Annotated in this window: 24 protein-coding genes and 3 pseudogenes; 21 read left to right on the forward strand and 6 right to left on the reverse strand. The window is 60.9% G+C overall.

The genetic code is table 11. From position 1 onward, the window contains the following. Positions 1 to 447 precede the first annotated feature (447 nt). Positions 448 to 2253 (forward strand): methyl-accepting chemotaxis protein, encoded by a 1806-nt coding sequence (locus tag GGQ66_RS19040; protein ID WP_370686391.1) that lies wholly within the window; start codon positions 448 to 450, stop codon positions 2251 to 2253. A gap of 117 nt (positions 2254 to 2370) precedes the next feature. Here the strand turns inward: GGQ66_RS19040 and GGQ66_RS19045 are convergent. The 4 genes and pseudogenes from GGQ66_RS19045 to pcaQ form a co-directional block, all read right to left on the reverse strand. Next, positions 2371 to 2577 (reverse strand): annotated as a pseudogene (locus GGQ66_RS19045) (IS3 family transposase); the annotation flags it as partial. A gap of 574 nt (positions 2578 to 3151) precedes the next feature. After that, positions 3152 to 3487 (reverse strand): annotated as a pseudogene (locus GGQ66_RS23150) (flavin reductase family protein); the annotation flags it as partial. Continuing rightward, a pseudogene (locus tag GGQ66_RS23425) lies at positions 3479 to 3655 on the reverse strand (IS6 family transposase); the annotation flags it as partial. The pseudogenes GGQ66_RS23150 and GGQ66_RS23425, both read right to left, overlap by 9 nt. Before the next feature lie 142 nt (positions 3656 to 3797). Beyond that, on the reverse strand, positions 3798 to 4730 hold the full coding sequence (gene pcaQ / locus GGQ66_RS19060) for a pca operon transcription factor PcaQ (RefSeq protein ID WP_183794615.1): 933 nt from the start codon (positions 4728 to 4730) through the stop codon (positions 3798 to 3800). Positions 4731 to 4817: 87 nt separating this feature from the next. Here pcaQ and pcaD point away from each other — a divergent pair, with 87 nt between their 5' ends. The 11 genes from pcaD (at position 4818) to aroQ (ending at position 13187) form a co-directional block, all read left to right on the forward strand. Beyond that, positions 4818 to 5615 carry a 3-oxoadipate enol-lactonase gene (gene pcaD, locus GGQ66_RS19065; RefSeq protein ID WP_183794617.1) on the forward strand — a complete coding sequence of 266 codons (798 nt, stop codon included), beginning with the start codon at positions 4818 to 4820 and terminating at the stop codon, positions 5613 to 5615. 2 nt (positions 5616 to 5617) lie between these two features. After that, positions 5618 to 6037 carry a 4-carboxymuconolactone decarboxylase gene (pcaC, locus tag GGQ66_RS19070; protein WP_183794619.1) on the forward strand — a complete coding sequence of 140 codons (420 nt, stop codon included), beginning with the start codon at positions 5618 to 5620 and terminating at the stop codon, positions 6035 to 6037. Next, positions 6034 to 6774 carry a protocatechuate 3,4-dioxygenase subunit beta gene (gene pcaH, locus GGQ66_RS19075; protein ID WP_183794621.1) on the forward strand — a complete coding sequence of 247 codons (741 nt, stop codon included), beginning with the start codon at positions 6034 to 6036 and terminating at the stop codon, positions 6772 to 6774. The genes pcaC and pcaH overlap by 4 nt, the downstream gene beginning before the upstream one ends. A gap of 1 nt (position 6775) precedes the next feature. Then, the gene (gene pcaG / locus GGQ66_RS19080; protein ID WP_183794623.1) at positions 6776 to 7396 is read left to right on the forward strand and encodes a protocatechuate 3,4-dioxygenase subunit alpha; all 621 of its coding nucleotides are present in this window, start codon (positions 6776 to 6778) and stop codon (positions 7394 to 7396) included. Positions 7397 to 7401: 5 nt separating this feature from the next. Further along, a complete protein-coding gene (locus GGQ66_RS19085; RefSeq protein ID WP_183794625.1) occupies positions 7402 to 8463 on the forward strand; it encodes a 3-carboxy-cis,cis-muconate cycloisomerase in 1062 nt (353 codons plus the stop codon). Positions 8464 to 8831: 368 nt separating this feature from the next. Next, positions 8832 to 9500, forward strand: coding sequence for an amino acid ABC transporter permease (locus GGQ66_RS19090; protein ID WP_183794627.1), 669 nt, complete (start codon positions 8832 to 8834; stop codon positions 9498 to 9500). 10 nt (positions 9501 to 9510) lie between these two features. Further along, a complete protein-coding gene (locus GGQ66_RS19095) occupies positions 9511 to 10161 on the forward strand; it encodes an amino acid ABC transporter permease (RefSeq protein ID WP_183794629.1) in 651 nt (216 codons plus the stop codon). Between the two features lie 51 nt (positions 10162 to 10212). Continuing rightward, positions 10213 to 11052, forward strand: coding sequence for a transporter substrate-binding domain-containing protein (locus GGQ66_RS19100; RefSeq protein WP_183794631.1), 840 nt, complete (start codon positions 10213 to 10215; stop codon positions 11050 to 11052). 13 nt (positions 11053 to 11065) lie between these two features. Beyond that, a complete protein-coding gene (locus GGQ66_RS19105; protein WP_183794633.1) occupies positions 11066 to 11827 on the forward strand; it encodes an amino acid ABC transporter ATP-binding protein in 762 nt (253 codons plus the stop codon). Between the two features lie 56 nt (positions 11828 to 11883). Beyond that, a complete protein-coding gene (locus tag GGQ66_RS19110; RefSeq protein ID WP_183794635.1) occupies positions 11884 to 12753 on the forward strand; it encodes a shikimate dehydrogenase in 870 nt (289 codons plus the stop codon). Then, the gene (aroQ, locus tag GGQ66_RS19115) at positions 12750 to 13187 is read left to right on the forward strand and encodes a type II 3-dehydroquinate dehydratase (protein ID WP_183794637.1); all 438 of its coding nucleotides are present in this window, start codon (positions 12750 to 12752) and stop codon (positions 13185 to 13187) included. Before GGQ66_RS19110 ends, aroQ begins: the two co-directional genes overlap by 4 nt. On the opposite strand, the gene GGQ66_RS19120 is transcribed toward aroQ, so the two are convergent. Continuing rightward, positions 13165 to 13860, reverse strand: coding sequence for a TetR/AcrR family transcriptional regulator (locus GGQ66_RS19120; RefSeq protein ID WP_183794639.1), 696 nt, complete (start codon positions 13858 to 13860; stop codon positions 13165 to 13167). The genes aroQ and GGQ66_RS19120 overlap by 23 nt on opposite strands. Before the next feature lie 116 nt (positions 13861 to 13976). Between GGQ66_RS19120 and GGQ66_RS19125 the strand changes: the two genes are divergently transcribed. From GGQ66_RS19125 to GGQ66_RS19135, 3 genes are all read left to right on the forward strand, one after another. Next, positions 13977 to 15878: a bifunctional sugar phosphate isomerase/epimerase/4-hydroxyphenylpyruvate dioxygenase family protein gene (locus GGQ66_RS19125; RefSeq protein ID WP_183794779.1), complete on the forward strand. Its 1902-nt coding sequence runs from the start codon at positions 13977 to 13979 to the stop codon at positions 15876 to 15878. Between the two features lie 4 nt (positions 15879 to 15882). Next, positions 15883 to 16812 carry a LysR family transcriptional regulator gene (locus tag GGQ66_RS19130; RefSeq protein WP_183794640.1) on the forward strand — a complete coding sequence of 310 codons (930 nt, stop codon included), beginning with the start codon at positions 15883 to 15885 and terminating at the stop codon, positions 16810 to 16812. Positions 16813 to 16898: 86 nt separating this feature from the next. Continuing rightward, positions 16899 to 17747: a shikimate dehydrogenase family protein gene (locus tag GGQ66_RS19135; RefSeq protein WP_183794642.1), complete on the forward strand. Its 849-nt coding sequence runs from the start codon at positions 16899 to 16901 to the stop codon at positions 17745 to 17747. 9 nt (positions 17748 to 17756) lie between these two features. Here the strand turns inward: GGQ66_RS19135 and GGQ66_RS19140 are convergent, their stop codons facing one another. Continuing rightward, positions 17757 to 18821, reverse strand: coding sequence for a Gfo/Idh/MocA family protein (locus tag GGQ66_RS19140; RefSeq protein WP_183794644.1), 1065 nt, complete (start codon positions 18819 to 18821; stop codon positions 17757 to 17759). Between the two features lie 190 nt (positions 18822 to 19011). On the opposite strand from GGQ66_RS19140, the gene GGQ66_RS19145 reads away from it, so the two are divergent. The 6 genes from GGQ66_RS19145 (at position 19012) to GGQ66_RS19170 (ending at position 24771) form a co-directional block, all read left to right on the forward strand. Beyond that, complete coding sequence (locus tag GGQ66_RS19145) at positions 19012 to 19911, forward strand: NAD-dependent epimerase/dehydratase family protein (protein ID WP_183794646.1); 900 nt, start codon at positions 19012 to 19014, stop codon at positions 19909 to 19911. A 301-nt stretch (positions 19912 to 20212) separates the two neighbouring features. Continuing rightward, complete coding sequence (locus GGQ66_RS19150) at positions 20213 to 21340, forward strand: ABC transporter substrate-binding protein (RefSeq protein WP_183794648.1); 1128 nt, start codon at positions 20213 to 20215, stop codon at positions 21338 to 21340. Between the two features lie 93 nt (positions 21341 to 21433). After that, positions 21434 to 22312, forward strand: a complete 879-nt coding sequence (locus GGQ66_RS19155) for a branched-chain amino acid ABC transporter permease (RefSeq protein ID WP_183794650.1) — start codon at positions 21434 to 21436, stop codon at positions 22310 to 22312. Next, positions 22309 to 23283 carry a branched-chain amino acid ABC transporter permease gene (locus tag GGQ66_RS19160; protein ID WP_183794652.1) on the forward strand — a complete coding sequence of 325 codons (975 nt, stop codon included), beginning with the start codon at positions 22309 to 22311 and terminating at the stop codon, positions 23281 to 23283. The genes GGQ66_RS19155 and GGQ66_RS19160 overlap by 4 nt, the downstream gene beginning before the upstream one ends. 2 nt (positions 23284 to 23285) lie before the next feature. Continuing rightward, positions 23286 to 24047: an ABC transporter ATP-binding protein gene (locus GGQ66_RS19165; RefSeq protein WP_183794780.1), complete on the forward strand. Its 762-nt coding sequence runs from the start codon at positions 23286 to 23288 to the stop codon at positions 24045 to 24047. 1 nt (position 24048) lies between these two features. After that, positions 24049 to 24771 carry an ABC transporter ATP-binding protein gene (locus tag GGQ66_RS19170; RefSeq protein ID WP_183794654.1) on the forward strand — a complete coding sequence of 241 codons (723 nt, stop codon included), beginning with the start codon at positions 24049 to 24051 and terminating at the stop codon, positions 24769 to 24771. Positions 24772 to 24843 lie beyond the last annotated feature (72 nt).

Below are 24843 nucleotides of genomic sequence, written 5' to 3' on the forward strand. Positions count from 1 at the left end.
GGCGCGGACTTCAGGAGAGAACTTATTCGTCGTTCCGCTTGTCATAGACCCTACTTCTCACGCGTTGGGGTCGCCGGTAAATCCGGCGCGGTTCACTTTAATGGATCAAACTCCTATCAAATTTGAGGAGTTCGCTCTCCACTTTTTGCGGGCAAGTCCAAATCCAAACATTGGTGGTCACCCGCAGAGCCACTCAGTGGGACTCGATCGGATTAAGCCAATCTGAAAATCAAGACTCTGATTGCATGAACGGCAACATGCACACTTTTTGAGCGAAAGCTAAACTGCGGATATGACTTTTAAGATTTCATTCAGAGCTTACCCCTAGAACTGGGGATGCCGGGAGAAAGCATCGTGAAACGCGCAAAGCCGGTCCACTTGCAGCGAATTGTCAAGGCCGGTACGTCCAAAGAATCCCCAATCGTCGGACGCGAGCCCTCAGCAGACATGGAGTGTGTCTTGGGTGTTATGTCTTTTGCTTTCTGGTCCGATGCTAACGCAGTGCTTGCCGCAATGAGCAAGTCGCAAGCGATCATCGAGTTCGATCTCAACGGAACAGTCCTATCCGCCAATTCGAACTTTTGTGCCGCGCTCGGCTATGAGCTCGGCGAAATCGTAGGGCGGCATCATCGGATGTTTGTCGATCCACGCGAGGCTTCGAGCGCCGAGTATCGCCAGTTCTGGAGCGATCTGGCCGCGGGAAAATTTGACCAGCGTCAATACAAACGCATAGGCAAGGGCGGCAAGGAGATCTGGATCGAGGCATCCTACAACCCGGTATTCAGGAGCGGAAAACCCTATAAGGTGGTCAAGTTCGCGACCGATATCACCGCGCAAAAACTGAAGAGCGCCGAAGATGCAGGCAAGCTGAACGCGCTGTCGCGCGCTCAGGCCGTGATTGAGTTCACGCCGACGGGCGAGATTCTGACGGCCAACGAGAACTTTCTGAATACGCTCGGATACCAGCTGTCGGAGATCAAGGGCAAGCATCACTCGATGTTCTGTGAACCCGCCTACACCAACAGCGATGACTATCGCCGCGTCTGGTCGCGATTGGCAGGAGGCGAGTTTGTCGCCGACGAATTCTTGCGCCTCGGGAAAGGCGGAAAGAGGGTCTACATCCAAGCCTCGTATAACCCGATCTTCGACATGAACGGCAAGGTCTTCAAGGTCGTGAAGTTTGCAACCGACGTCACGAAGCGAGTCGAAAACGTCGATCACCTCGCCACGGCATTGCAATGTCTCGCAGGCGGCGACCTGACCCAGCAGCTCGGCACGCAATTCTTACCGACCTTGGAAAAGCTCCGGTTGGATTTTAATGGCGCCGCATCAAAACTTCGGTCCGCTATGGAGACCGTCGCACATAATGCGGGCGCCATCGCTGCCGCGTCAAAGGAAATCCGGACGGCGTCTGACGACCTTTCTCGTCGGACGGAACAGCAAGCCGCTTCCGTAGAGGAAACCGCAGCAGCCCTTGAAGAGATTACCACCACAGTATCAGACTCGAGCAACAGGGCACAAGAAGCCGGCCAACTCGTCCGCAAGACTAAAGAAAATGCCGAGCGTTCCGGACTGGTCGTCCGACATGCGGTTGAAGCCATGGGCAAGATCGAGGCTTCAGCATCGGAGATCGCCAACATCATCGGCGTGATCGACGAGATCGCGTTCCAGACCAATCTGCTTGCCTTGAATGCAGGCGTTGAAGCCGCTCGCGCCGGTGAAGCCGGCAAGGGCTTTGCTGTTGTCGCGCAAGAGGTTCGCGAGCTTGCCCAGCGCTCGGCCAAAGCGGCGAAGGAGATCAAGGGGCTGATCGGCGCATCCAACGGACATGTCAAGAACGGCGTTGCCCTCGTCGGAGAAACCGGAAAAGCCTTGGAGGAAATCGTCAGACAGGTTGTTCATGTCGATAGCAATGTCGGGGCAATCGTCGACGTCTCTCGCGAGCAGGCGACAAGCCTGAAGGAGATCAATACCGCCGTCAACACGATGGACCAGAGCACGCAGCAAAACGCGGCCATGGTCGAGGAGACTTCCGCCGCGGCCCACGGTCTAGCGAAAGAGGCCGACGCGCTGTTCCAACTTCTGTCTCAGTTCAATATTGGCGCTGTGCAATCCCAGCGTTCGGCGCCAAGAGCGACATCTGCCCAACCTCGAATGACGATCAACCCGGTCCGGCAGATGACTACAAAGGTCGTGCAAGCATTCCAGGGAAACGCGGCCCTTAAAGACAGCGACAGCTGGGAGGAATTTTGATAACGGATGCTGGTTTCCACGCGGAGTTGACCCTGTTACCCGCGCCGCGATCAGCACAGCCTTCCGAGCAGCAACATCATCGAGGATGCCCGGCACAGCATCAAACATAGCCAGAGGCTAGCTGTTTAGTCCCGGCATTTGATGGTACGGATTGAGTTTAAACCGTTTTGGCTCTGTTACCCAGATTTTGCAGATGTATTCGTAGGGCGTCAGGCCGCATAGCGTCTTTAACCCCCAGCCGTAATTGTAGGCGTCAACGAAGTCATGAAGGTGGGCGGTTAGCTGGGCATGGCTGTTGTAGTGGTAACCTTTGACAGTCGCGGGTCGCCGGGCTGTCCGCGCTTCATCTGCTGAGCCTCATTGGCGTTTCAACCAAGTCGCCTATGGGCGGGGACCCAGTTCCGCTTCTAGAAAGTGTCGCCTGGGATGGAAGTTATCCGTAGATCGAACCTGCCCTGACACCTTCGTCCCGCTTTGGCCGAAACTTTCAGGCTATTACCAATAGGCTCACGGCCTCAAGGCTAACAAACGAAGCTTTGATCTTGGGCACCACACTGTCCTCGAAGTCCGGCCTGTAATGGGACGCGAACCGCCAACACGTCGTGTTCATACGCTCTTGTTCGCCGAGGGCACAGATCGGGATGGCCATTGACGTCCTTGTAAGACAGGTAGCGGAAGTTGCGATGGTATTGCGCGAAAGAAGGTTTCTGCAAACCCGCTCAAAGGACGCGAAATGATCCAGGCGCGGGTCGCGCCCCAATGCAGCAAAACGCTAGTGACGGATATCGCTCATCACCGTTCCCGGGATCGCCGCAAGACGTCGTGAACACCTCCTGCCGGAAGGTGTCTGCGTTTGTGGCGGCAGCCCGCCATCCCTGGGAAAAATGGGGACTGTCGGTCATTCGACCGCCGCCTTCGGGTGTTCCCATTCCTGAAGCGTCATGGTCTTGATGTCGAACTGATTGCGGATGAGGGCATAGGTGTGGCCGCCCATTCGACCGACTGCACCCATCGTCTGCTGGTCGACATGGAGACTATCGATATTGACGGCATCGTCGCGAACATAAAGGCCAGCACCACGCCCAGGATCATCGCGCGCGCAGGACCGACCTGCAATGTCGTGTGACGGCGGCGCTCAAGATCTGCGAGCGCGACGAGAATGCCCGGACTGCTCACCGTCTGGCCTGTTCACAAGGTCAGCCTCTTCCATCTCGTCCGCTTCAGGGCCGAACTGGCCGTACAAACGTTGACGGATCTGCTTGGCGAAGGTGCCGCTGAATTTTTCCGCCCACAGCCGGGTGGCTTGATGCGAAACGACGATGCTTCGAGCCGCCAGTATGTCCTCGATCAGCCGCAGGCTGAGCGGAAACCGGAAATACGGCCACGCGGCATGGGCGATGATCTCGGCAGGAAAACGATAGCGACGTTAAAGCGGATCTCGGTCAGTCAGGGCCGAGTTTCCCACACCCAGGTCCACGCTTGATTGCATTGACGATGCCGTACAGCCATGTCTTCGCCAGCATCAAATCCATTGCACAACGTCCTCAACCTGCGCGGATTGTCGCGGCGGCGTCCCGGATGGCATTGGTGAGCAGAGTAAGCGCCAGCGAAGGCAGCGTGTCGGTGCGCATGGTAAGGCCGACCGGGCCTCGGGTGTCGTCGGTGTCTAGCGGCAGCGCTGCGAGCACACCGTCAGCGATGTCGCCGGCAACCACACCCTCCGAAATGATCCAGACAGCATCACTCATGCGTAGATAGGCGCGGCCGAACGAGTCTGAAACCGTCTCGATCTGGGTTGCCGGAACCGATACCCCGAGGGCGATCAGGAACTGCTCGACCACGGGCCGGATGACCGAGTTTCGCGTCGGCATCAATAACGGAAAGTCCTGCAACCGATCAAAAAGATTGGTGCCCGGCGCCAGCAGCGGATGATCGGTGCGCACCACAAACAGTACCCGCTCCGAATAGAGATGCTCGAAGGAGAGGCCCGTCATCTTGCCAGGTGCGGCAAGGCGGCCCACGACCAGATCGAGATCACCGACCCGCAACTGCTCCAGAAGCACGGCATTTTCTCCCGTTACGATCTTGACCGGTGTCGCCGTTCCCTCGGCCAGAAAGCGGGTCATCGCCTGCGGCATGATCCTCGCCGACACCGTGGGCAACGCCCCGACGCGCACCGGTGCACCGGCCCGCGCCGCCTCCTGCGACACCGAGTCGACCGCCTGCCTGAGCGCCGTCATCGTTGCGCCCGCATGGCGCTGAAACACCTCGCCGTAACGCGTCATGCGGATGCCCCGCCCGTCGCGCTCGAACAACGCAACGCCCAGCATGTCCTCCAGTTCGCGAATGGTCTTGGTCACCGCCGGCTGGCTGACATGCAGAAGTTCAGCCGCCTTGTTGACGCTTTTCTGGCGCGCCACCTCAACGAAGGCTTGCAGGTGGCGGAACTTGATACGTGGATCGATCGGCTGAACCATAACCATTCAATTATGAAATGAGGCGTAAATCTCATTTTACTTAACCGAAGCGACATTGCAATGTCGCCTTCAAGAGGAGATTGACTCATGAATTTTCTGCAGGTCGGCGACGCTGTCATTCACTATCGCGCCGAAGGGATCGAGCCCGGCAAACCGGTCATTGCCTTCATCAACTCGCTCGGCACCGATTTCCGCATCTGGGATGCGGTCATGGAAGAGCTGGGTGACGCCTACGCCTATGTTCTCCACGACAAGCGCGGCCATGGTTTGTCCGGCGCGGGAAGTCCGCCCTATTCCATTGAAACCCATGCCGGTGATCTCATCGCGCTTCTCGACCACCTCAAGGTCGAAAAGGCGGTGATCTGGGGGCTTTCGGTCGGCGGCCTGATCGCCCAGGCGGTTTATTCCAGCCGTCCGGATCTCGTGCGCGGGCTGGTTTTGTCGAATACCGCCCACAAGATCGGCACGCCTGAGATGTGGAATTCCCGCATCGACACGATCCTGAAGAACGGCCTGACGGACATGATCGATCCGATCATGGAGCGCTGGTTCACGCCCGCCTTCCGCACGGACGACAACGCCGTTTACGCAGGCTGCCGCGCCATGCTCGCCCGCCAACCGGTCGATGGCTATTGCGGCACCTGCGCGGCGATCCGCGATGCCGATTATACTATCGCAACCGCTCGCATCGCCGTGCCGACGCTCTGCGTCGTCGGGGATCAGGACGGCTCGACCCCTCCGGCCCTCGTGAAGTCGCTCGCCGCCCTCATTCCCGCCAGCGCCTATGCCGAAATTGCCGGCTGCGGCCATATTCCCTGCGTCGAACAGCCGGCCACCTATTCCGCCACCGTGGCCGCTTTCCTGAAAACCCTGCCGGAGCACTGATTATGACCGACAACGCCAAGCCTTCCGAACGCTATACCAGGGGCATGGCTACCCGCCGCTCTGTGCTGGGCGATGCACATGTGGACCGCGCCAGCGCCAATGCCACCCCGTTCGACCAGCCGTTTCAGACGTTGATTACCGAATCCGCGTGGGGCACCGTCTGGTCGGGCACGCACTGGACGAAACGCGAGCGCTCGATGGTCACCATCGCGCTTCTGGCAGCACTCGGCCAGGATGACGAAGTGGCAATGCATGTGCGCGCCACCGCCAATACAGGTGCGACGGAGGAAGACATCAGGGAGGCGCTGATGCACGTGGCGATTTACGCGGGTGTTCCCGCTGCCAACCACGCCTTCAAGATCGCCAAGCTTGCACTGGCCGAAAGGCAGGTCAATAATTCGCAGACGGAGGAGACGAAATGAGCAACCGACCGCCCGAAACCGGGCCTTTCTTCGCGCGTGACCGCGACATGCATCCGCCGGCCTACGCGCCTTGGTACAAGACGAGCATCCTGCGCTCGCCACAGCGCGCCCTGATTTCGCTCGAGGGCACCAAGAGCGAAATCACCGGTCCGGTCTTTGGCCACGGCATGCTGAACCCGCTGGATAACGACCTGATCCTGAACTACGCCAAGCCCGGCGAGATGCCTATCGGCCCGCGCATTCTTGTGCATGGCCGCGTGCTGGACGAACGCGGCGTCGGCGTACCGGGCGCGCTGGTGGAATTCTGGCAGGCGAATGCCGGCGGCCGTTACCGCCACAAGAAGGAAACCTATCTGGCGGCGGTCGATCCGAATTTCGGTGGCGTCGGCCGCACCATCACCGACGAGAACGGTTATTACTGGTTCAAGACGATCCAGCCCGGCCCGTATCCATGGCCGAACGGCGTTAACGACTGGCGTCCGGCCCACATCCACTTCTCGATCTTCGGCCACGGCTTCCAGCAGCGTCTGATCACCCAGATGTATTTCGAAGGCGATCCGCTGATCTGGCGTTGTCCGATCGTCAAGACGATCCCGGATGAGAACGCGATCCATCAACTCATCGCGCCGCTTGACATGAATGCCACCATTCCGATGGACATGCGCGCCTACAAGTTCGACATCGTGCTGCGCGGCCGCCGCTCCACCTTCTTCGAGAACCGCCCGGAGGGCAACTGACATGGTTCAACCGCTTGGCTATCTCAAGGAAAGCGCCTCGCAGACTGCAGGCCCTTACGTCCATATCGGCTGCACGCCGAACTTCGTCGGCATCCATGGCGTATTCGACAAGGATCTCGGCTCGGGCGCGCTCTACAATGAACAGACGCGCGGCACCCGTATCACCATTCGCGGCACCGTCTATGACGGCGGCGGTAACCCGCTGAAGGATGCGCTGGTGGAAATCTGGCAGGCCGATGACGCCGGCTTCTACAACAGCCCGAGCGAAACGCACGGCGCGGCCGATCCGAACTTCCTCGGCTGGGGCCGCTCGCCCGGCGATATGGATACCGGTGAGTTCGTGTTCGAAACCATCAAGCCCGGCCGCGTTCCCTTCAAGGACGGTCGCTGGATGGCCCCGCATGTCACCTTCTGGATTGTCGCGCGCGGTATCAATATTGGGCTTCACACACGCATGTACTTCCCCGAAGAGGAGCAGGCGAATGCCGAAGATCCGGTTCTCGCCCGCGTCGAACACAAGCCGCGCATCCCGACGCTGATCGCAAAGAAGGAAGGCGACAACACCTATCGTTTCGACATCCGGCTTCAGGGTGAAGGCGAAACCGTGTTCTTCGATATCTGACCACCATGAGCCTTTCTCCCTTCGAGCACCCGTTCCTGGCCGGCATCTTGGGCGATGCAGAGATTGCGCCGCTGTTTTCTGCAGAGGCCGATATAGCCGCCATGCTGCGGTTTGAAATCGCCCTGGCCGAAGCCGAGGCAAACTGCGGCGTCATCCCTGCTGACGCTGCAGCCGCCATCGCTTCCAGGCTTTCCGGCTTCGTCCCGGACATGGCCGCCCTCGCATCAGGCGTGGCACAGGATGGCGTTGTGATCCCCGAATTCGTTCGGCAATTGCGCCAGGCGGTTGGTGGCCCCGAGGGGGAAAAGGTTCACTTCGGCGCGACCAGCCAGGACGTGATCGACACGAGCCTGATGCTGCGCCTGAAGACGGCGACGGACATCATAGCAAAGAGGCTGGCGGTTCTGTCCGTCGGCCTTTCCGCCCTCGCAGACCGCGATGGCTTGCGCCCGTTGATGGGTTACACCCGCATGCAGGCGGCCATCGCAATCACCGCCGGCGACCGCATCGGCTCATGGCGTGCCCCGCTGGAGCGCTCCGCAGTCCGGCTTGCCGAATTCGCAGCCCACGGCTTTGCCGTGCAATTCGGCGGCGCAGCCGGCACGCTGGAGAAGTTCGCAGACAAGGGACCGCAAGTGCGAGCAGCTCTCGCCGCGCGGCTCGACCTCGTCGACCGGCCGCAATGGCACAGTCAACGCGACAATATCGGCGAACTGGCCGGGCTTCTGTCGCTCATCACCGGCAGCCTCGGCAAGTTCGGGCAGGATGTGGCGCTGCTGGCCGAAACCGGCGGCGAAATCCGCCTTTCCGGCGGGGGCGGTTCATCCGCTATGCCGCACAAGCAGAATCCGGTCGCGGCCGAACTTCTGGTCACGCTCGCACGCTTCAACGCCACGCAGCTTTCCGCCCTGCACCAGTCGCTGGTGCACGAGCAGGAACGGTCAGGGGCGGCATGGGTGCTGGAGTGGCTGACGTTGCCGCAAATGGTGCTGGCAACGGGCGTCGCCCTTGTCACGGCCAACCGTTTGGCCGGCCAGATCGAACGGCTTGGACAGGACCGAGCCTGACATCAAACCAGCCATCATGACAGGCTGGCCAGCAATTTTCTGAACCCCTCGCGGTACGCCGCGGGGGCGTCGGCGTTTGAATTCAGGCGATAGAGAACACCCGTTTCATATTGAAATAAAACTATAAAATCAAAATACCGACGCGCGGAAAAGAAATGCGAAATGCCGATTTCCCGCCGAGGAATGGCTTGACACAAAAATGAACTAACTGGTACAAACATTCATCAAACCGGATCGGAGCGCGGAAGGAGACCGCACCCGATGGAGAGACCGGAGAGATATTTGGGAGGGTTCGAGGCCGCGAGGCGAGCGAACAGGAGAATACAGGCCAAGCCTGTTCAGGCCTGCGTGACGGGCCCGGAGGAATTATGTCGTATAATCTCGATTTCTCGGTGGTCGTGGACCGCCTGCCCGAGTTGCTTGTCGCCTGCCTTGCGACGATAGGGCTGGCGATTGCCGGCATGGCGCTGGCCACTGTCATCGGCGTTCTCGGCGTTCTGGCGCGCCGATCGCGCTTCAAGCTTTTGCGCGGACTGGTCATCGGCTTCGTGGAAGCGATCCGCAACACACCGTTCCTCGTCCAGATCTTCTTCATCTTCTTCGCGCTGCCCCAGATCGGCGTGCGCCTCAACCCGACCGCGACCGCGATCATCGCGCTGGCGCTGAACGGTGGCGCCTATGCCATCGAGATCATCCGCGGCGGGGTGGATTCCATTCCCAAGGGCCAGGTCGAGGCGGGCAAGGCGCTTGGATTGCACCCTGCGCAGATCTTCCGCCACATCATCCTGAAACCGGCGCTGAGAGCCGTCTATCCGTCGCTTACCAGCCAATTCATCATGCTGACGCTGACGACCTCTGTCTGCACTTCGATTGCGGCTTACGAGTTGACCTCCGTCGCCCAGAAGATCGAGGCGGACACGTTCCGCTCCTTCGAGGTCTATTTCTCGATCACTCTGCTCTACCTGATCATTTCCTCGCTGATGATGGGCGTCTTCGCGCTCATTTCCCGCGTTTCCTTCAGCTATCCGGTCAAGTGAGGACAAGACAATGGCAACCATCGGTCCCAACGAACTGTACTTCCTGATGCAGGGTCTCAAGTGGACGCTGGCGCTGACGATCATCGGCTTCATCGGGGGCGGTGTATTCGGTCTCGCGGTCGCGCTCGCCCGCACCTCGGAGGCCCCGTTCGCCCGCCGTTTCACCGCCGGCTATATTGCCATCTTCCAGGGCACGCCGCTTCTGATGCAGCTCTTCGTCGTCTATTATGGCGTAGCGCTGATGGGCTTCAACGTCGATGCCTGGGTCGCCGTTGCCGTCGCCTTCACGCTGCATGCCAGCGCCTTTCTCGGCGAAATCTGGCGCGGTGGCATCCAGGCCGTTCCGAAGGGACAGACGGAAGCGGCCAATGCACTTGGCCTGCATTACGTGTCGCGGATGAAGGACGTGGTCCTGCCCCAGGCGCTGCGCATCTCGCTGCCCGCAACAATCGGCTTTCTGGTGCAGCTCATCAAGGGCACTTCGCTTGCCGCCATCGTCGGGTTCGTCGAACTCTCGCGCGCCGGCCAGATCGTCTCCAACCAGACGTTCCGCCCCCTCACCGTCTTCGCCATCGTCGGCATCATCTATTTCCTGATCTGCTGGCCGCTCTCGCTTTGGGGCGCCAGCATGGAAAGGCGGCTGCAGACCGCTTCACGATGAAGCCTCTGCATTCGCCAATACGCAGTTCATCAGCTTTGTAAGGAGGAGCAAATGATGAGAAACAGCATGAAATTCGGGCGCCGCGCGGTGCTCGCTCTGGCCGCAGCAGCGGCAGTCCTGCCCTTTATCGCGCCGGTTGATGCCTTCGCCGGCACCGTGGAGGAGGCCAAGGCCAAGGGCAAGGTCGTGATCGGCATTCAGGGCGACAACTCGCCGTGGGGCTTCGTGAATTCCAGCGGCGTGCAGGACGGTCTCGACGCCGACATCGGCAAGGCATTTGCCGAGTACATTGGCGTCAAGGCTGAGTTCGTGCCGCTGGCAGTCGCCAACCGCATTCCGGCCCTGCTCACCGGCAAGGTAGACGTACTCTTCGCCACGATGGGCATGACCGCCGAGCGCGCCAAGACCATCCAGTATTCCAAGCCCTATGCCGGCAACGTTCTCTCGGTCTATGGCCCGAAGGACAAGAAGATCGCCGGCTTTGACGATCTGACCGGCATGGCCGTCGGCGTGCCGAAGTCGAGCGCCATGGACACCACGATCACCGCTGGCGCTGGCTCCAAGGCCAACATTCTGCGCTTCGACGACGATGCCGCCAACATTCAGGCCCTTATCGCCGGCCAGGTGGAAGCCGTCGGCGGTAATCAGTTCTATGGCGACCGCCTGAACGCGGCTGCCGCAGGCAAGTACGAAACCAAGTTCGACCTGACGACGCTCTATAACGGCGCAGGCACGCGCCCGGGCGAAAAGGACTGGAACGAAACCATCAATGCCTTCATCGACAAGATCAAGGCTGATGGCGAACTGACCAAGATCTACGCCAAGTGGATGAAGCGCGAGGTTCCGGCATTCCCGGATTCCCTGCCCGAAATCCCCTTCACCGTGAAGTAACGAGGAGGTTTCCATGCCGCAATCCGCCGCCGCTCAGGCTCCGCTGATCGCCCTTGATGGCGTTGGAAAGTGGTATGGAGCCTACCACGCATTGAAAAACGTCAACATGACGGTTCGCAAGGGCGAGAAGATCGTTCTTTGCGGCCCGTCCGGCTCGGGAAAATCGACGCTGATCCGCTGCATCAACCATCTGGAAGAAATCCAGGAGGGCAAGATCACCGTCGAGGGCACCACGCTGACCGCCTCCGCCCGCACCATCGATGCGGTGCGCCGGGAGGTCGGCATGGTGTTCCAGAGCTTCAACCTCTTTCCGCACAAGACCATCATGGAAAACTGCACGCTTGCCCCCATGCGGGTGAAGGGCGTTTCCAAGGCGGATGCGGAAGCCACCGCGCGCAAATATCTCGAGCGTGTGCGCATCATCGATCAGGCCGACAAGTACCCGGCACAGCTTTCGGGTGGCCAGCAGCAGCGTGCTGCTATCGCCCGCGCGCTATGCATGGAGCCGAAAGCCATGCTGTTCGACGAGCCGACCTCGGCGCTCGATCCGGAAATGGTCAAGGAAGTGCTCGACACGATGATCGGCCTTGCCCGCGACGGCATGACGATGATCTGCGTCACCCATGAAATGGGCTTCGCCCGGCAGGTCGCCGACCGTGTTGTGTTCATGGCCTCGGGCGAGATCATTGAAGAAGGGCCGCCGGAGGAGTTCTTCCGCGACCCGAAGCACCAGCGCACCCGCACCTTCCTGGGCGAAATTCTCGCGCATCACTGAAGCGCGCGGCGGGGCAACCCGCCGCCCCTTCCACGCCGAACGAACGGTCCGCAACCATGACAGAACGAAACACCTATCGCGTTGCCCTGATCGGCGCCGATATCCAGCTTTCAAAAACACCCGCGCTGCACATGCGCGAAGGTGCTGCCCACGGGCTCGACTACAAATACGAACTGGTCGACATTCACGCCCGTCACCTGCCTGAAAGCGCCCTGCCCGATCTTGTTTCGGAACTCGAAGGGCGCGGCTTCGCAGGAACCAACATCACCCATCCCTTCAAGCAAGCCGTTATTGCCCATCTCGACAGTCTTTCCGAAGATGCAAGGATGCTGGGCGCGGTCAACACCGTCGTGTTCCGGGACGGCAAGCGCATCGGCCATAACACCGACTGGTATGGGTTTTACGAGAGCTTTCAGCGCGGCCTGCCGGACGCAAAGCGCGACAGGGCACTCCTGATCGGTGCAGGCGGGGCCGGCGTGGCCGTGGCCCATGCTGCTTTGAAGCTCGGCATAGTGCATCTCGACATTTTCGATCAGGACAAGAACCGAGCCATCAAGCTGGCTACCGACCTCAACGCGCGTTTCGGTAGCCCCCGCGCCTTCGCCGTCGACGCGCCGGCGGATTCGCTGCAGCACGCGGATGGCCTCATTCACGCGACGCCGGTTGGCATGCCCGCGCATCCCGGCATTCCGGTTTCGCCGGACCTGATCGAACCACGCCATTGGGTGGCCGATATCGTCTATATGCCCCTCGTCACCCAACTTCTGGCGACAGCGGCGAGCAAGGGCTGCCGGACACTGCCCGGTGGCGGCATGACCGTGTTTCAGGCGGTCGAAGCCTTCCGGCTTTTCTGCGGGCGCGAGCCGGACCCTGTCCGCATGACCGCCCACTTTACCGAAATGTGCCTTGCGGAGGGTGTAGCATGAGCCTTTTTTACGTTCTGAACGGTCCGAACCTCAACCTGCTTGGCCAGCGTCAGCCGGAAATCTACGGACGCGAGACGATGGCGGATGTCGAGGCAAACTGCCGCAAGGTGGCGGAAGCCGCCGGCCACGAGATCTTATTCGCCCAGAGCAATCGCGAATATGAGTTGATCGACTGGATTCACGAAGCGCGCGGCAAGGCGGCGGGCATCGTCATCAATCCGGGCGCCTTCACCCACACCTCGGTGGCGATCCTCGATGCGCTGAATACCTTCGAAGCGCCGGTGATCGAGGTGCATATCTCGAACATCCACAAGCGCGAGGTCTTCCGCCATCATTCCTACGTTTCCACACGCGCGGAAGGGGTGATCGCCGGCCTTGGTGTCGAAGGTTATGAGGCGGCGCTCCGCCACCTCATTGGCCGTCTTTCGCGATAGCGCCCATATGTTCGGGCTGCAGCACATAGCGCAACACCATGTCGGCCACATGGCGCGACAGGGTGTCCTGCCCGTCTGCGGTAAAGAGGCCATCGCCGAAAATGAACGAGAAGGTGGCCGCATTCGAAACATTGAAAAAGGACAGGGCGCTGATCTGCCAGTGCAGTTCCAGCGGATCGACGCCCAGCCGGAAAACGCCGCTGTCCTGCCCGCGTGTCAACACCGCCTCCAGGGCTTCGATGGCCTGCTGGTTCAACGCGCGAATGGTTCTGGAAAGCTGCATGTGGCGGCCGTGATGGATGTTCTCGATCATGACCATGCGGATGAAGGCCGGATTTCGGCGGTGGTGGTCGAAGGTGAAGCGACAGAGTTTGCCGAGGGCAGCGACCGGATCGAGCCCGTCGAGTTCGAGGTTGCTTTCGCCGCCACGCACCTTGCCATAGGCTTCTTCCAGAACATGCTGGTAAAGCCCTTCCTTGTCGCCGAAATAGTAATAGATCATGCGCTTGGATGTGCGCGTGCGTGCCGCAATCTCATCGATCCGCGCGCCGGAAAGCCCGTTCTGGGAAAACTCCTCCATGGCAACCGAAAGAATATCGCGGCGAACCCCCTCGGGGTCCCGCTTTGCCGGACGGGCCTCCTTGCTCTCATTCACCGTCGCGTTCCGTTTCATCGTTCCCTCATCATCGGGCCCGGTCTTGAATCGCGCCCATTATTAACTAATTAGTACATAAAGCCGAAAAGGAAGGCAATATGGCCAGCCAAGAGACAAGCAATCAGAGCGTGAAGATGCGGACCTCGATCGCGACGGTCTCCATCAGCGGCGAGTTTCCGGAAAAGCTGGCGGCAATTGCTCGGGCCGGCTTCACCGGTGTCGAGATCTTCGAAAACGACTTCTTGACCTATGATGCTTCCCCACGCGACGTGGCGAAGATGGCAGAGGATCATGGGCTTGAGATTACGCTCTTCCAACCCTTCCGCGATTTCGAGGGCATGCCCGAACCACTGCGCAGGCGCGCCTTCGAACGCGCCGAGCGCAAGTTCGAGATCATGAACGAACTCGGCACCGATCTCATGCTGATCTGCTCAAACGTGTCGCCCGTTTCGCTTGGCGGCATCGACCGCGCCGCAGCCGATTTCCGCGAACTGGGCACCATGGCGGCCCGCCATGGCGTGCGAGTGGGTTACGAGGCACTCGCCTGGGGCCGGCACGTCAACGATCACCGCGATGCGTGGGAAATTGTCCGCCGCACCGATCATCCCAATGTCGGCATCATTCTCGACAGTTTCCATACGCTTTCCCGCAAGATCGACCCGAACTCGATCCGCTCTATCCCCGGCGACAAGATCTTCATCGTGCAGCTTGCCGATGCGCCACTGTTCGACATGGACCTGCTCTACTGGAGCCGCCATTTCCGTAACATGCCGGGCGAAGGCGATCTGCCAGTGGTGGATTTCATGCGTGCCGTAGCCGCCACCGGTTATACTGGCCCGCTGTCGCTGGAAATCTTCAACGACCAGTTCCGCGGAGGTTCGGCCCGGGCGCTCGCCGAGGACGGTCATCGTTCTCTCGTCAACGTCATGGACCGGGTGAAGCGGCTGGAGCCTGATATCCGCATCGACGTGCCTGACATGCCGGACCGTGTTGAGACGCAGGGTGTGGAATTCGTTGAGTTTACCACCGCGCCGGAAGAAAAGGCCAACCTGACGGCGCTGCTTGGGACGCTCGGCTTCACGTACACCGCGCGCCACCGCAACCGCGCCGTCGATCTCTATACGCAGGGCGATATCCGTATCGTCATCAACACGGACAGTACCGGCGACAGCTTTGCCGGCGCGTCCTACTCGGTCCACGGCACGAATGCCTATGCCTTTGGCCTGAAAGTGAACAATGCCGGGGATGCGCTGAAGCGTGCCGCAGCCCTTGGCGCGCCTACCTTTTCCGAACCGCGCAAGCCGGGCGAAGTCACGGTGCCTGCCATTCAGGGCGTGGGTAACGGTGTGATCTACTTTCTCGACGGCTCACCCGCACTCGCCTCCATCTGGCAGAACGAGTTCGAACCCGTGGAAGCCCCAAAGACCACCGCCAACGCCCGCCTGACGCGCATCGACCATCTGGCGCAGACCACCCATTACGACGAGATGCTGACCTGGCTTCTGTTCTACACCTCGATCTTTTCCACCCGGCGCACGCCGATGGTTGACGTGGTCGATCCCGGCGGGCTGGTGCGCAGTCAGGCCATAGAGAGTGAGCCCGAACCGCTGTTCCGTCTGACGATGAATGGTGCCGACAGCCGTAAGACCTTTGCCGGCAAGTTCCTTGCCGAAGGCTTCGGTACCAGTATACAGCACATCGCCTTTGCGACGAACGACATCTTCGCGACCGCAAAGGCCCTGACTACGCTCGGCTTTCAGGCGCTGCCGATTTCGCGGAACTATTATGAGGATCTGGAAGCCCGTTTCGGCCTCGACCCGGACTTTTCCGACGCAATGCGCGAGGCCGGCATTCTCTATGACCGCGACGATAATGGCGAGTATTTCCAGATCTATAGCCGCACCTTCGGCGAGGGTTTCTTCTTCGAGATCATCGAGCGGCGGGGCGCCTATGCAGGCTATGGCGCGATGAACGCCCCGTTCCGCATCGCCGCCCAACGGCGCCTGCTGCGCCCGGAAGGAATGCCGAAGCGATGAACGCATGAAGGATCTGACGCTTAGACAGATCGAGGTGATCCGCGCGGTGATGATTGCCGGCACCATTCAGGGTGCCGCCGATCTCCTCAACGTCTCGGCGCCCGGCATCAGTCGCCTTCTGAAGCACACCGAAGATGGGCTCGGCGTGCGTCTGTTCGAACGCAAGGCCGGCGTCTTCGTGCCCGCGACGGAATCGCAGGCAATCTTCGAAATGCTCAATCAGGTTTACCGGCAGATGGAAAACCTGAATGCTGCCGTTTCCTCCTTGCAGAAGGGGCAGGATTTTGCACTGTCCTTCGCCTCTGCGCCCTCCATCGCACAGTTTGTCGCGGTGCGCGTCATCAAGCATCTGCGCCAGCGCTTTCCCGATCTGATGATCGACCTCGACATCCTGAAGATCGAGGAAACGCTGGATTATCTGCTGCTGGAACGTGGCGAGGTGGTCATCATGAGTTCGCCGGTCGATAATCCCGCCGTGCGCAACAAACCCCTGGCGCGCGGACGCATTCTCGCCATCATGCCGGAGGGCCACCCGCTTGCCGAACACGACGCCGTGTCCGTACACGACATCGTGCGCCATCCCTTTATCGGCGTCGATCCCGACGATCCCTATGGCCGCCTTCTGGCCCACCCCTTCCGCGAAGCCGGCATCGAGCCGCGCCACACATTGCGCGGACGCTTCTCGCAAAGCATCGTCACCCTCGTGCGGCAGGGCCTCGGCGTGGCGGTCATCGATGAATTCTCGGTGGCCGATCCGCAGATCCCCGGCCTGGTGCGCCGCCCGCTGAAGGAACCGGCGACGATCACGCCCTATGCCATTCACAAGCGCGGGCGCCAGCTTTCAAGCTTCACTGAACACGCCATCCGTCACTTCCAGCAGGAGCTTGCGGCCATCGCGCTGCGTCCGCTCGGCAATCCGCCGCCCTTAACCTGAGGTTACGCTGACCGCGATCCCGGTATTTGCGGTTATGGACAAGCCGGGAAAGGATTGCGTCACCTCTCTTTGCGAAGAAACGAAGCATGACAGATACAATTCATCTCGGCCTGATCGGTGACAATATCGGCAAGTCGCTTTCACCGCGCCTGCATGGGCTGGCCGCCGCCCAGAACAAACGCACCGTCGTCTATGATCGCCTGATCCCTGCCGAGCGCGGCGTTGATTTCGATACCCTGTTCGATACCATCGCCGCCGGTGACTATCGCGGCGTCAACGTCACCTATCCCTACAAGGAGCGGGCCGCCCGACGGGTCAGGATCGATGATCCGCTGGTGCGCGCCATCGGCGCGGTCAACACCGTGCTGTTCGATGAAGGCGGTCCGCACGGTTTCAACACCGATTACAGCGGCTTCATCGCCGCCTATCGTCGCGTGCGTGGCGATACCCCACTCGGCCCCGTTCTGATGATCGGCGCTGGCGGCGTCGGTAAAGCCATCGCCTTTGCTCTCATCGCGCTTGGCCTTCAGGAAATCCGCATCGTCGATCGTGATCTGGCGCGCGCGACGGCGCTCGCCGATGCGTTGAAGGCGGAAAGGCCGGATCTCATCATCCGTATCGGCAGCGATGCAACGGGCCTTGCCGCTGGCGCACGCGGACTTGTCAATGGTACGCCGGTCGGCATGATCGGCTACGACGGCACCCCCCTTGAGCGCACCGCTATGAAGGGAGCCGCCTGGGTGTTCGACGCTGTGTATACGCCGCTCGAAACACAGTTTCTCAGGGACGCCGTGGCGGAAGGGCTACAGGCCATTTCCGGCTATGAGCTCTTTATCGGGCAAGGCGTCGATGCCTGGCGCATCTTCACGGGCTTGCCGGTGGACGAGCAGCGACTGCGCAAGGCGCTGGACGGCGGAGAGAACTCCGCCGTCTGAGGCATGCTGCTACACCGTATCGAGCGGCGAGAGGTCCACCGTTACCGTCTCTCCGCGTTCAGCGGCGGTGCGAATCGCATCCAGAACGATCAGGTTCACGGTTGCATCGCGCGCGGAAACGAGCGGGGCACCACCATTCCGGATCAAGTCTGCGAAATGGGCGAGCTGCGCTTCGTAAGCGTCGGCGGGCTCAAAAGCGAGCTTCGACGGCCTCAGTTTACGGGTCCAGTCCGGCTCGCCTTCCGGTTCCCAGAGCGTCAGGTCCGGCAGGGACAGCCCCGCCCGGCTGCCAGCATAATGATGCGCCGTCACCGGATGGGCCGGGAACCGGGCAAGGTTTTCACCGGCGGAAAGGTCCCAGGCCCAGGGCCCGGTGGCTGCATCGGAAATGCAAAGCGTTGCCAGCCCGCCCTTCACAAAGGTCAGCGCCACGGCAGCGGTGTCTTCCACCGAAAAGCCGCGCCGGCCGTGGCTGGCAATGGCCTGCACGCTCGCCACCTCCCCGAAGAAGTGGCGCATAAGGTCGATTTCATGAACGAGGTTGATGAGCAAAGGTCCGCCAGCCCCCGGCGCACGCCGCCATGTCGCCTCGAAATAGGAGGAGGGCTTGGCGAGAGAGCAGGTGACCGTGGCCATCACAAGATCGCCGATCTTGCCGCCGTGGATCGCGGCATGAGCCGCACGAATGATGGGGTTGTGACGGCGGTGGTGGCCAACCAGCAGCGGTACGCCCGCCTTTTCAGCCAATCCGATCAGGCTCAACGCAGATTCGAGGCTTTCGGCCACCGGTTTTTCCAAAAGCACCGGAATGCCGGCATTGAGGAGCGCTGCCGATACCGGCAGATGCGTTTCATTCGGCGTCGCCACGATGGCGGCATCGGCAAGTCCGGCATCGATAAGTGCGGCCACATCCGGCATGCACGGTACGCCGAGCGTATCGGCCAGGGACCGGCCCGAGGGTGCCGGATCGACCAATGCCGCAAGCCGCATCCCCTCCATCTTGCCAAGCGTGTCGATATGGGTGCGCCCGATGGCGCCCGCGCCGATGACGGCAACGCCGATTTTTCCTGTCATGCGATCCTCCCTGATCAATGCAGGCAGGGTAGCAAAACAAAAATAAAAATGGAACTGAAGTTTAATATTGAATGTCATTCCATTTTTTGCAATGATCTGGATCAACAGAAAGACATCGGCCATTTCGGGGAGGAAGCGGCATGACGTACGCATCGACGAATGGCCGCATAGCATCCGGGAAAGTCCGCGCATGAGCCGCATTCTCGTCACTGGCGGCACCGGCTTCGTCGGCCTGCGTACAGTCGCCGCCCTGCACGCCGCCGGCCATGCCGTCCGAATCTTCGATCTTGCGCCGCGCCCCGAGCGCCTGCCGGCGCACATCCCTGCAGAAATCGTTTCCGGCGATATTACCGACACCACATCGGTTATCGACGCGGCCCGTGATTGCGATGGAATTATCCATCTCGCCGGACTGATGACGGTCGATTGCGCCCGCGATCCGGTGCTTGGCGCACGCGTCAACCTCATCGGTAGTCTTAACGTGTTCGAGGCCGCGAAAGAGCGTCGTTTGCCCGTTGCCTACCTCTCCACCGCGGGCGTCTTCGGGCCACAGGATGCCACTCATCCACAGCCGATGACCATCTATGGCGCAACCAAGCTTGCAGTTGAGGGTGCCGCCCGCGCCTTCTTCCTCGATCACGGTGTACCAAGCCTTGGCCTGCGCCCCTATATTGTCTACGGACCCGGCATCAGCGCTGGCATTGCTGCCGGTCCATCCATTGCCATTGCCGCTTCAGTACGCCGCGAACCGGCGGAAATCCGCTTTTCCGGCCGTGTCGGCTTCGTGCATGTGGATGATGTTGCCCGCCTGCTGACATCGGCGATGACCGCGCCGCTCGAAGCGGCGATGGCGCTGACCATGGCCGGCGACACCACCGCAATGGAGGCCTTCGTAGGGGAACTTCGTCACCAGACCGGCTGGGACGGGATCACCATTGTCGGGCCGCCGCTGCGCATTCCCGCCGACCTTGCCTCTGATCCGGTTCCCACCATGCTGGGCCACCACCCGGTCACGACGATAGCGGATGGCATCCACCAGTCGCTTACCGCGTTGAAAGCCATGGGCCCGGAGGAATCGTCCAATGTTTAGTCCCCATCGTCCATTTCCCGGATGCAGGCCCCGTGATTTTGTCAAACATCAAAGGAGGTCGGTCAAATTGACGCATGGGAGCGCAGAATTAACATAAGGTTACGCAGAGGCGAAAATCGGTATTCGTCAACACGCCGGAGCAACCCTTATGGTGCTGGCTGTGGACCATCTGGGAGGATGGAGAAAGCCGACTGACAGAAATCGCGACTTTGGGGGAAGGAGCCCGAAAGTCAGCGTTCCGGAGCGCGCATTGAGCGACACGCGCCGGATTTTCAAAATGATCATTCACGGGAGGAACATGATGATCAAGAAATTGCTTTCCGCAACCGCAATGGTGCTTGCGTTGGGCGCCATGCCGGCACTCGCTGAACTCAAGGTCGGCTCCATCGTAGAGCTGTCCGGTCCGGGCGCTGCGGCGGGAACGAACTTCCGCGATGGCGTCAACATGGGCTTTGAGGAAATCAACGCGCAGGGCGGCATCCTCAAGGAACCGGTCAAGATTCTCGAATACGACAGCCAGACCGACCCGCAGGTCTCGCGCGCCATGGTGCAGAAGGCCATTGACGAGGACATCTACGCCATCATGGGCACGGTGTTCTCCTCGTCCACGGTCGTCAACATGCTGGTCGCCAAGCAGTATGGCATTCCGCAGTTCACCGGCTCGGAAGCGCCGTCGATCACCGCCAAGGGCAATCCCTACATCTTCCGCACCGCCTTCGGTTCGCAGAAGGGCGTGCCGAAGCTGATCAAGTACATGGTCGAAAAGATGGGCGTGAAGAAGGTCGGCGTCGCCTGGGCGAACACCGAGTTCGGCAAGGGCGGCCATCAGGCTTTCATCGATGAAGCCAAGAAGGCCGGCCTCGAAATCGTCGTCGACGTTCCCTCCGAACAGGCCCAGGCCGACTTCTCCGCCGATGTGCTCAAGCTGAAGAACTCCAGCGCCGAAGCCTTCTTCGTTTATTACACCGAGGAGGAAAGCGCCCGCTTCCTGCGCGAAGCCCGCAAGCAGGGCATCACCAAGCCGCTGCTGGGTGAAACCACGCTGATCGGCCACAAGGTCATCGAACTGGCCGGCGAGGCCGCCAACGGCGCCATGGGCCATGTGGGCCTGACGCCGGATGCCGATGTGCCCGCGCTGAAGGACATGGTCGAGCGCTTCAAGACCAAGTTCAAGTACACGCCGGACCACAACGCCATCAAGGGTTACACCGCCGCCTGGACGCTGAAATACGTGACCGAAATGGTCGGCAAGCCGGACAGCAAGGCGATTGCCGAAAAGCTGCACGGCCTGACGCTCAAGGCGTCGGAATATCCGGGCGTGTTGATGGATGTAAGCTGGGACGACACCGGCGAAATGTCGCGCGAGAGCTTCTTCGTGAAGGTCGAGAACGGCAAGCAGGTCGTAGAGGCCATCCTGCCCCCGAACTGAGCCTGACGGCCAGTCCAATCGCCGGCGGCAGGAATTGCCGCCGGCCCATCACCACCATCGCCAAGCCGACCACCAGCCCTTGAGGACGAACCCATGGCCGAGCTTCTACAAATCCTTATTTCCGGCCTTGCCGCCGGTTCCATCTATGCGCTCGCCGCCGTCGGTTTCACGCTGCTATGGCAGGCGTCGCAAACGATCAACTTCGCCCAGGGCGAGTTCGTCATGCTGCCAGCCTTCTTCGTGCTGATCGGCATGACCGTATTCGGCCTGCCGCTTTGGACCTCCGTCATTCTGGCGCTGGTTCTGTCGCTCATCCTTCTTGGCGTCGCCTTCAAGCGGCTGATCGTCGAGCCTATGCTGCCGCACGGCACGCTGCCGCTGGTCATCGCCACCATCGCGCTCGGCGTTCTGATGAAGGAAAGCGTCAAGGAGTTCTACGGTGCCACCGCCCAGCCTTTCCCCGCCATCTTCCCGCAGGATGTCTATCACATTGCCGGCGCCAGCGTTTCGCTGCAGGACATCGGCAACCTTGCCGTCTCGATGCTCGCGATCGGTGGCCTCCAGCTTTTCCTCAGCCGCACCCGCACCGGGCGCTGCATGCAGGCCAGCGCCCAGAACCCGGCCGTCGCGCAGATCCTCGGCGTCAACGTCAAGCGCATGGTGCTCTACACCTTCCTGATCAATGCGACCCTTGCCACGATCGCCTCGGTGTTGATCTCGCCGATCTACCTCGCCAAGTTCTCGAATGGTGAAACGCTCGGCCTCGTCGCCTTCATTGCGGCCATCGTCGGTGGCTTCAACCAGATCCGTGGCGCCCTCGTCGGCGGCCTGCTGATCGGCATCATCGACAACCTCTCGGCGGTCTATATTTCCGCTCAGTATCGCTCGGCCATGCCGCTGATCCTGCTCATCGCCATTATCCTGCTGCGCCCGCAGGGCCTGCTCGGCACCCCGGAAGGGAGAACCGTATGACCCGCTTTCAACCTTTTCTCATCATCCTCGGCATCGCCGCACTGATTGCGGCCCCTATCGGGCAGGGCAACTACATCGTTTACACACTCTGCTCGTGGCTGCTCTTCTCCATCGCCGCGATGGGGCTTAACCTCACGCTCGGCTATGCCGGTCAGGTCAGCCTCGCGCAGGCGGGCTTCATGGGCATCGGCGCCTATATCACCGCGCTGATGACGCTTGCCGGCATTCACTGGGGCATCGCCGTCATCGTATCGATCGTGTCGAGCTTCGCGGTCGGCCTGCTGCTCGGCTATCCGGCGCTGCGCGTGCAGCACCATTTCCTCGCCTTCGTCACGCTCGCCTTCAACACACTGCTGTTCCTCGTCTTGCGCAACGAGGAGGAAATCACCGGTGGTTCCTTCGGCCTCTCCGGCATGGAACGCCCGTCCTTCTTCGGTTTCAGCACCGACAGCAACATCGCCTTCTACTATTTCTCGCTGGTCTGCTTCCTCGTGGCCGCCTTCGCGCTGTGGTGGATTCTCCGTTCGCCGTGGGGCCGGTCCTTCAAGGCGCTGCGTGAAAACCCCGTCCGCGCCGAAAGCCTCGGCCTCAAGGTTCGCCGCCAGACGTTGCTGGCCTTCGCCATCGGCTCGGCATTCGGCGGTCTCGCCGGTGCGCTGCAGGCTCCGCTCGTGCAGTTCATCGAGCCGTCGAGTTTCGCACTCGTCCACTCGCTGAAGCTTCTGCTCATGGTGGTCGTCGGTGGCTCCGGCTTCTTCTTCGGCCCCATGCTGGGCGCCGCCGTCGTCATTCTTCTGCCGGAAGTGCTGCGCTTCACCGAGGGTTACTACCTCATGATCTATGCCTTCCTCGTCATCGTGCTGATGGTCTATTCGCCGAGCGGCCTGATCGGCCTCGGTCAGAAGCTGGTCGAAAAGCTCAAGCCGAAGCATGAAGCCCGTCGCGATCTGAAGCAGGGGGTCCAACTGTGAACATGCACGCCAAGAACCACAACGGACCCATTCTTTCGGTCCGCAACATCTCCAAGCAATTCGGTGGTATCCGCGCCGTCAACGGGGTGAGCTTCGATGTCCAGAAGGGCGAGATCCTCGGGCTGATCGGTCCGAACGGCTCCGGCAAATCGACACTGTTCAACTGCATTCTCGGCCAGCTCCGTCCGACGGAAGGTCATTGCGAAATCAACGGCCAGAACACCGACGGCGTGCGCCCGGCGGACCTGTCGCTGATGGGCATCGGCCGCACCTTCCAGCAGCTTTCGGTGTTCCCGAAAATGACGGTGCTCGACAACGTCATTCAGGCCGGGCAGGAGCATGAGGGCTCGATGCTTTCGCGCCTGTTCGGCAAGCCCGACGCCGGCCTTACCGGAAAGGCCGAACAGCTCATCGAATTTTTCCGCCTGACGCCCTATCGCGACACGCCGGCGGGTTCGCTCTCCTACGGCCAGCAGAAGCTGGTGGATGCTGCGATGGCCTTCATGGCCGGCCCCGGCATCGTGCTGCTCGACGAACCGGCGGGCGGGGTGAACCTCACCATGCTCGGCCACCTCAAGGAACGGCTCATCACCTACAACCGCGAGCACGGCACGACCTTCGTCGTCATCGAGCACAACATGGAATTCGTCATGTCGCTTTGCACCCGCATCATCGTGCTGGCGCAGGGCGAGATCATCGCCGAGGGGAGCCCGGACGAAATCCGGTCGAACCAGATGGTCATCGATGCGTATCTCGGAGGCTGACATGCTGGAGCTGAAAAACCTGAACGGCGGCTATGGCCGCATCACCATCCTCAACGGCACGTCCTTCACCATTCCCAAGGCCTCGATCACCACCGTGATCGGGCCGAACGGGGCGGGTAAATCGACCGTGTTCAAGGCGATCTTCGGCTTGCTCAACATCAATTCCGGCCAGATCCTGCTGGATGGCGAGGATGTGACGCGCAAGAGCCCGGCGGAAATGATCGCCCGCGGCGTGACCTACGTGCCGCAGGGCCGCAATGTCGTGCCGCAGCTTTCCGTGCTCCACAACCTCGAACTCGGCGGCATCACCTCGAAGGACCAGGCCAAGGTGAAGCGCCGCATGGAAGAGGTCATGGACCAGTTCCCCATGCTGCGCCAGCGCAAGGACCAGAAGGCCATCGAACTTTCCGGCGGCCAGCAGAAGCAGCTCGAGATTGCCCGCGCCCTGCTGCTCGATCCGAAGATGATCCTCATCGACGAGCCGTCCATCGGCCTGTCGCCCAACCTCGTGCAGGAAGTGTTCCAGACGCTCATTCGCCTGCGCGATCAGGGCGTGACCATCCTGATGGTCGAGCAGAACGCCAAGGCGGCGCTCGCCATGTCGGATTACGGCCTTGTTCTCGAACTCGGCCAGACCCGCATGTTCGACAAGGCCGACAAGCTCCTGAAAGACCCCCGTGTCGGCCAGCTTTTCCTCGGCGGCCACATCGAGGACACCGCCTGACCCGTCCTCCACAGGCGGACACGAAAAGGCCCGGCGAGATCATCGCCGGGCCTTTTCTCTCTCCTGAATACT

The sequence above is a fragment of the Allorhizobium borbori genome, from assembly GCF_014196535.1.
Lineage (GTDB): Bacteria > Pseudomonadota > Alphaproteobacteria > Rhizobiales > Rhizobiaceae > Ectorhizobium > Ectorhizobium borbori.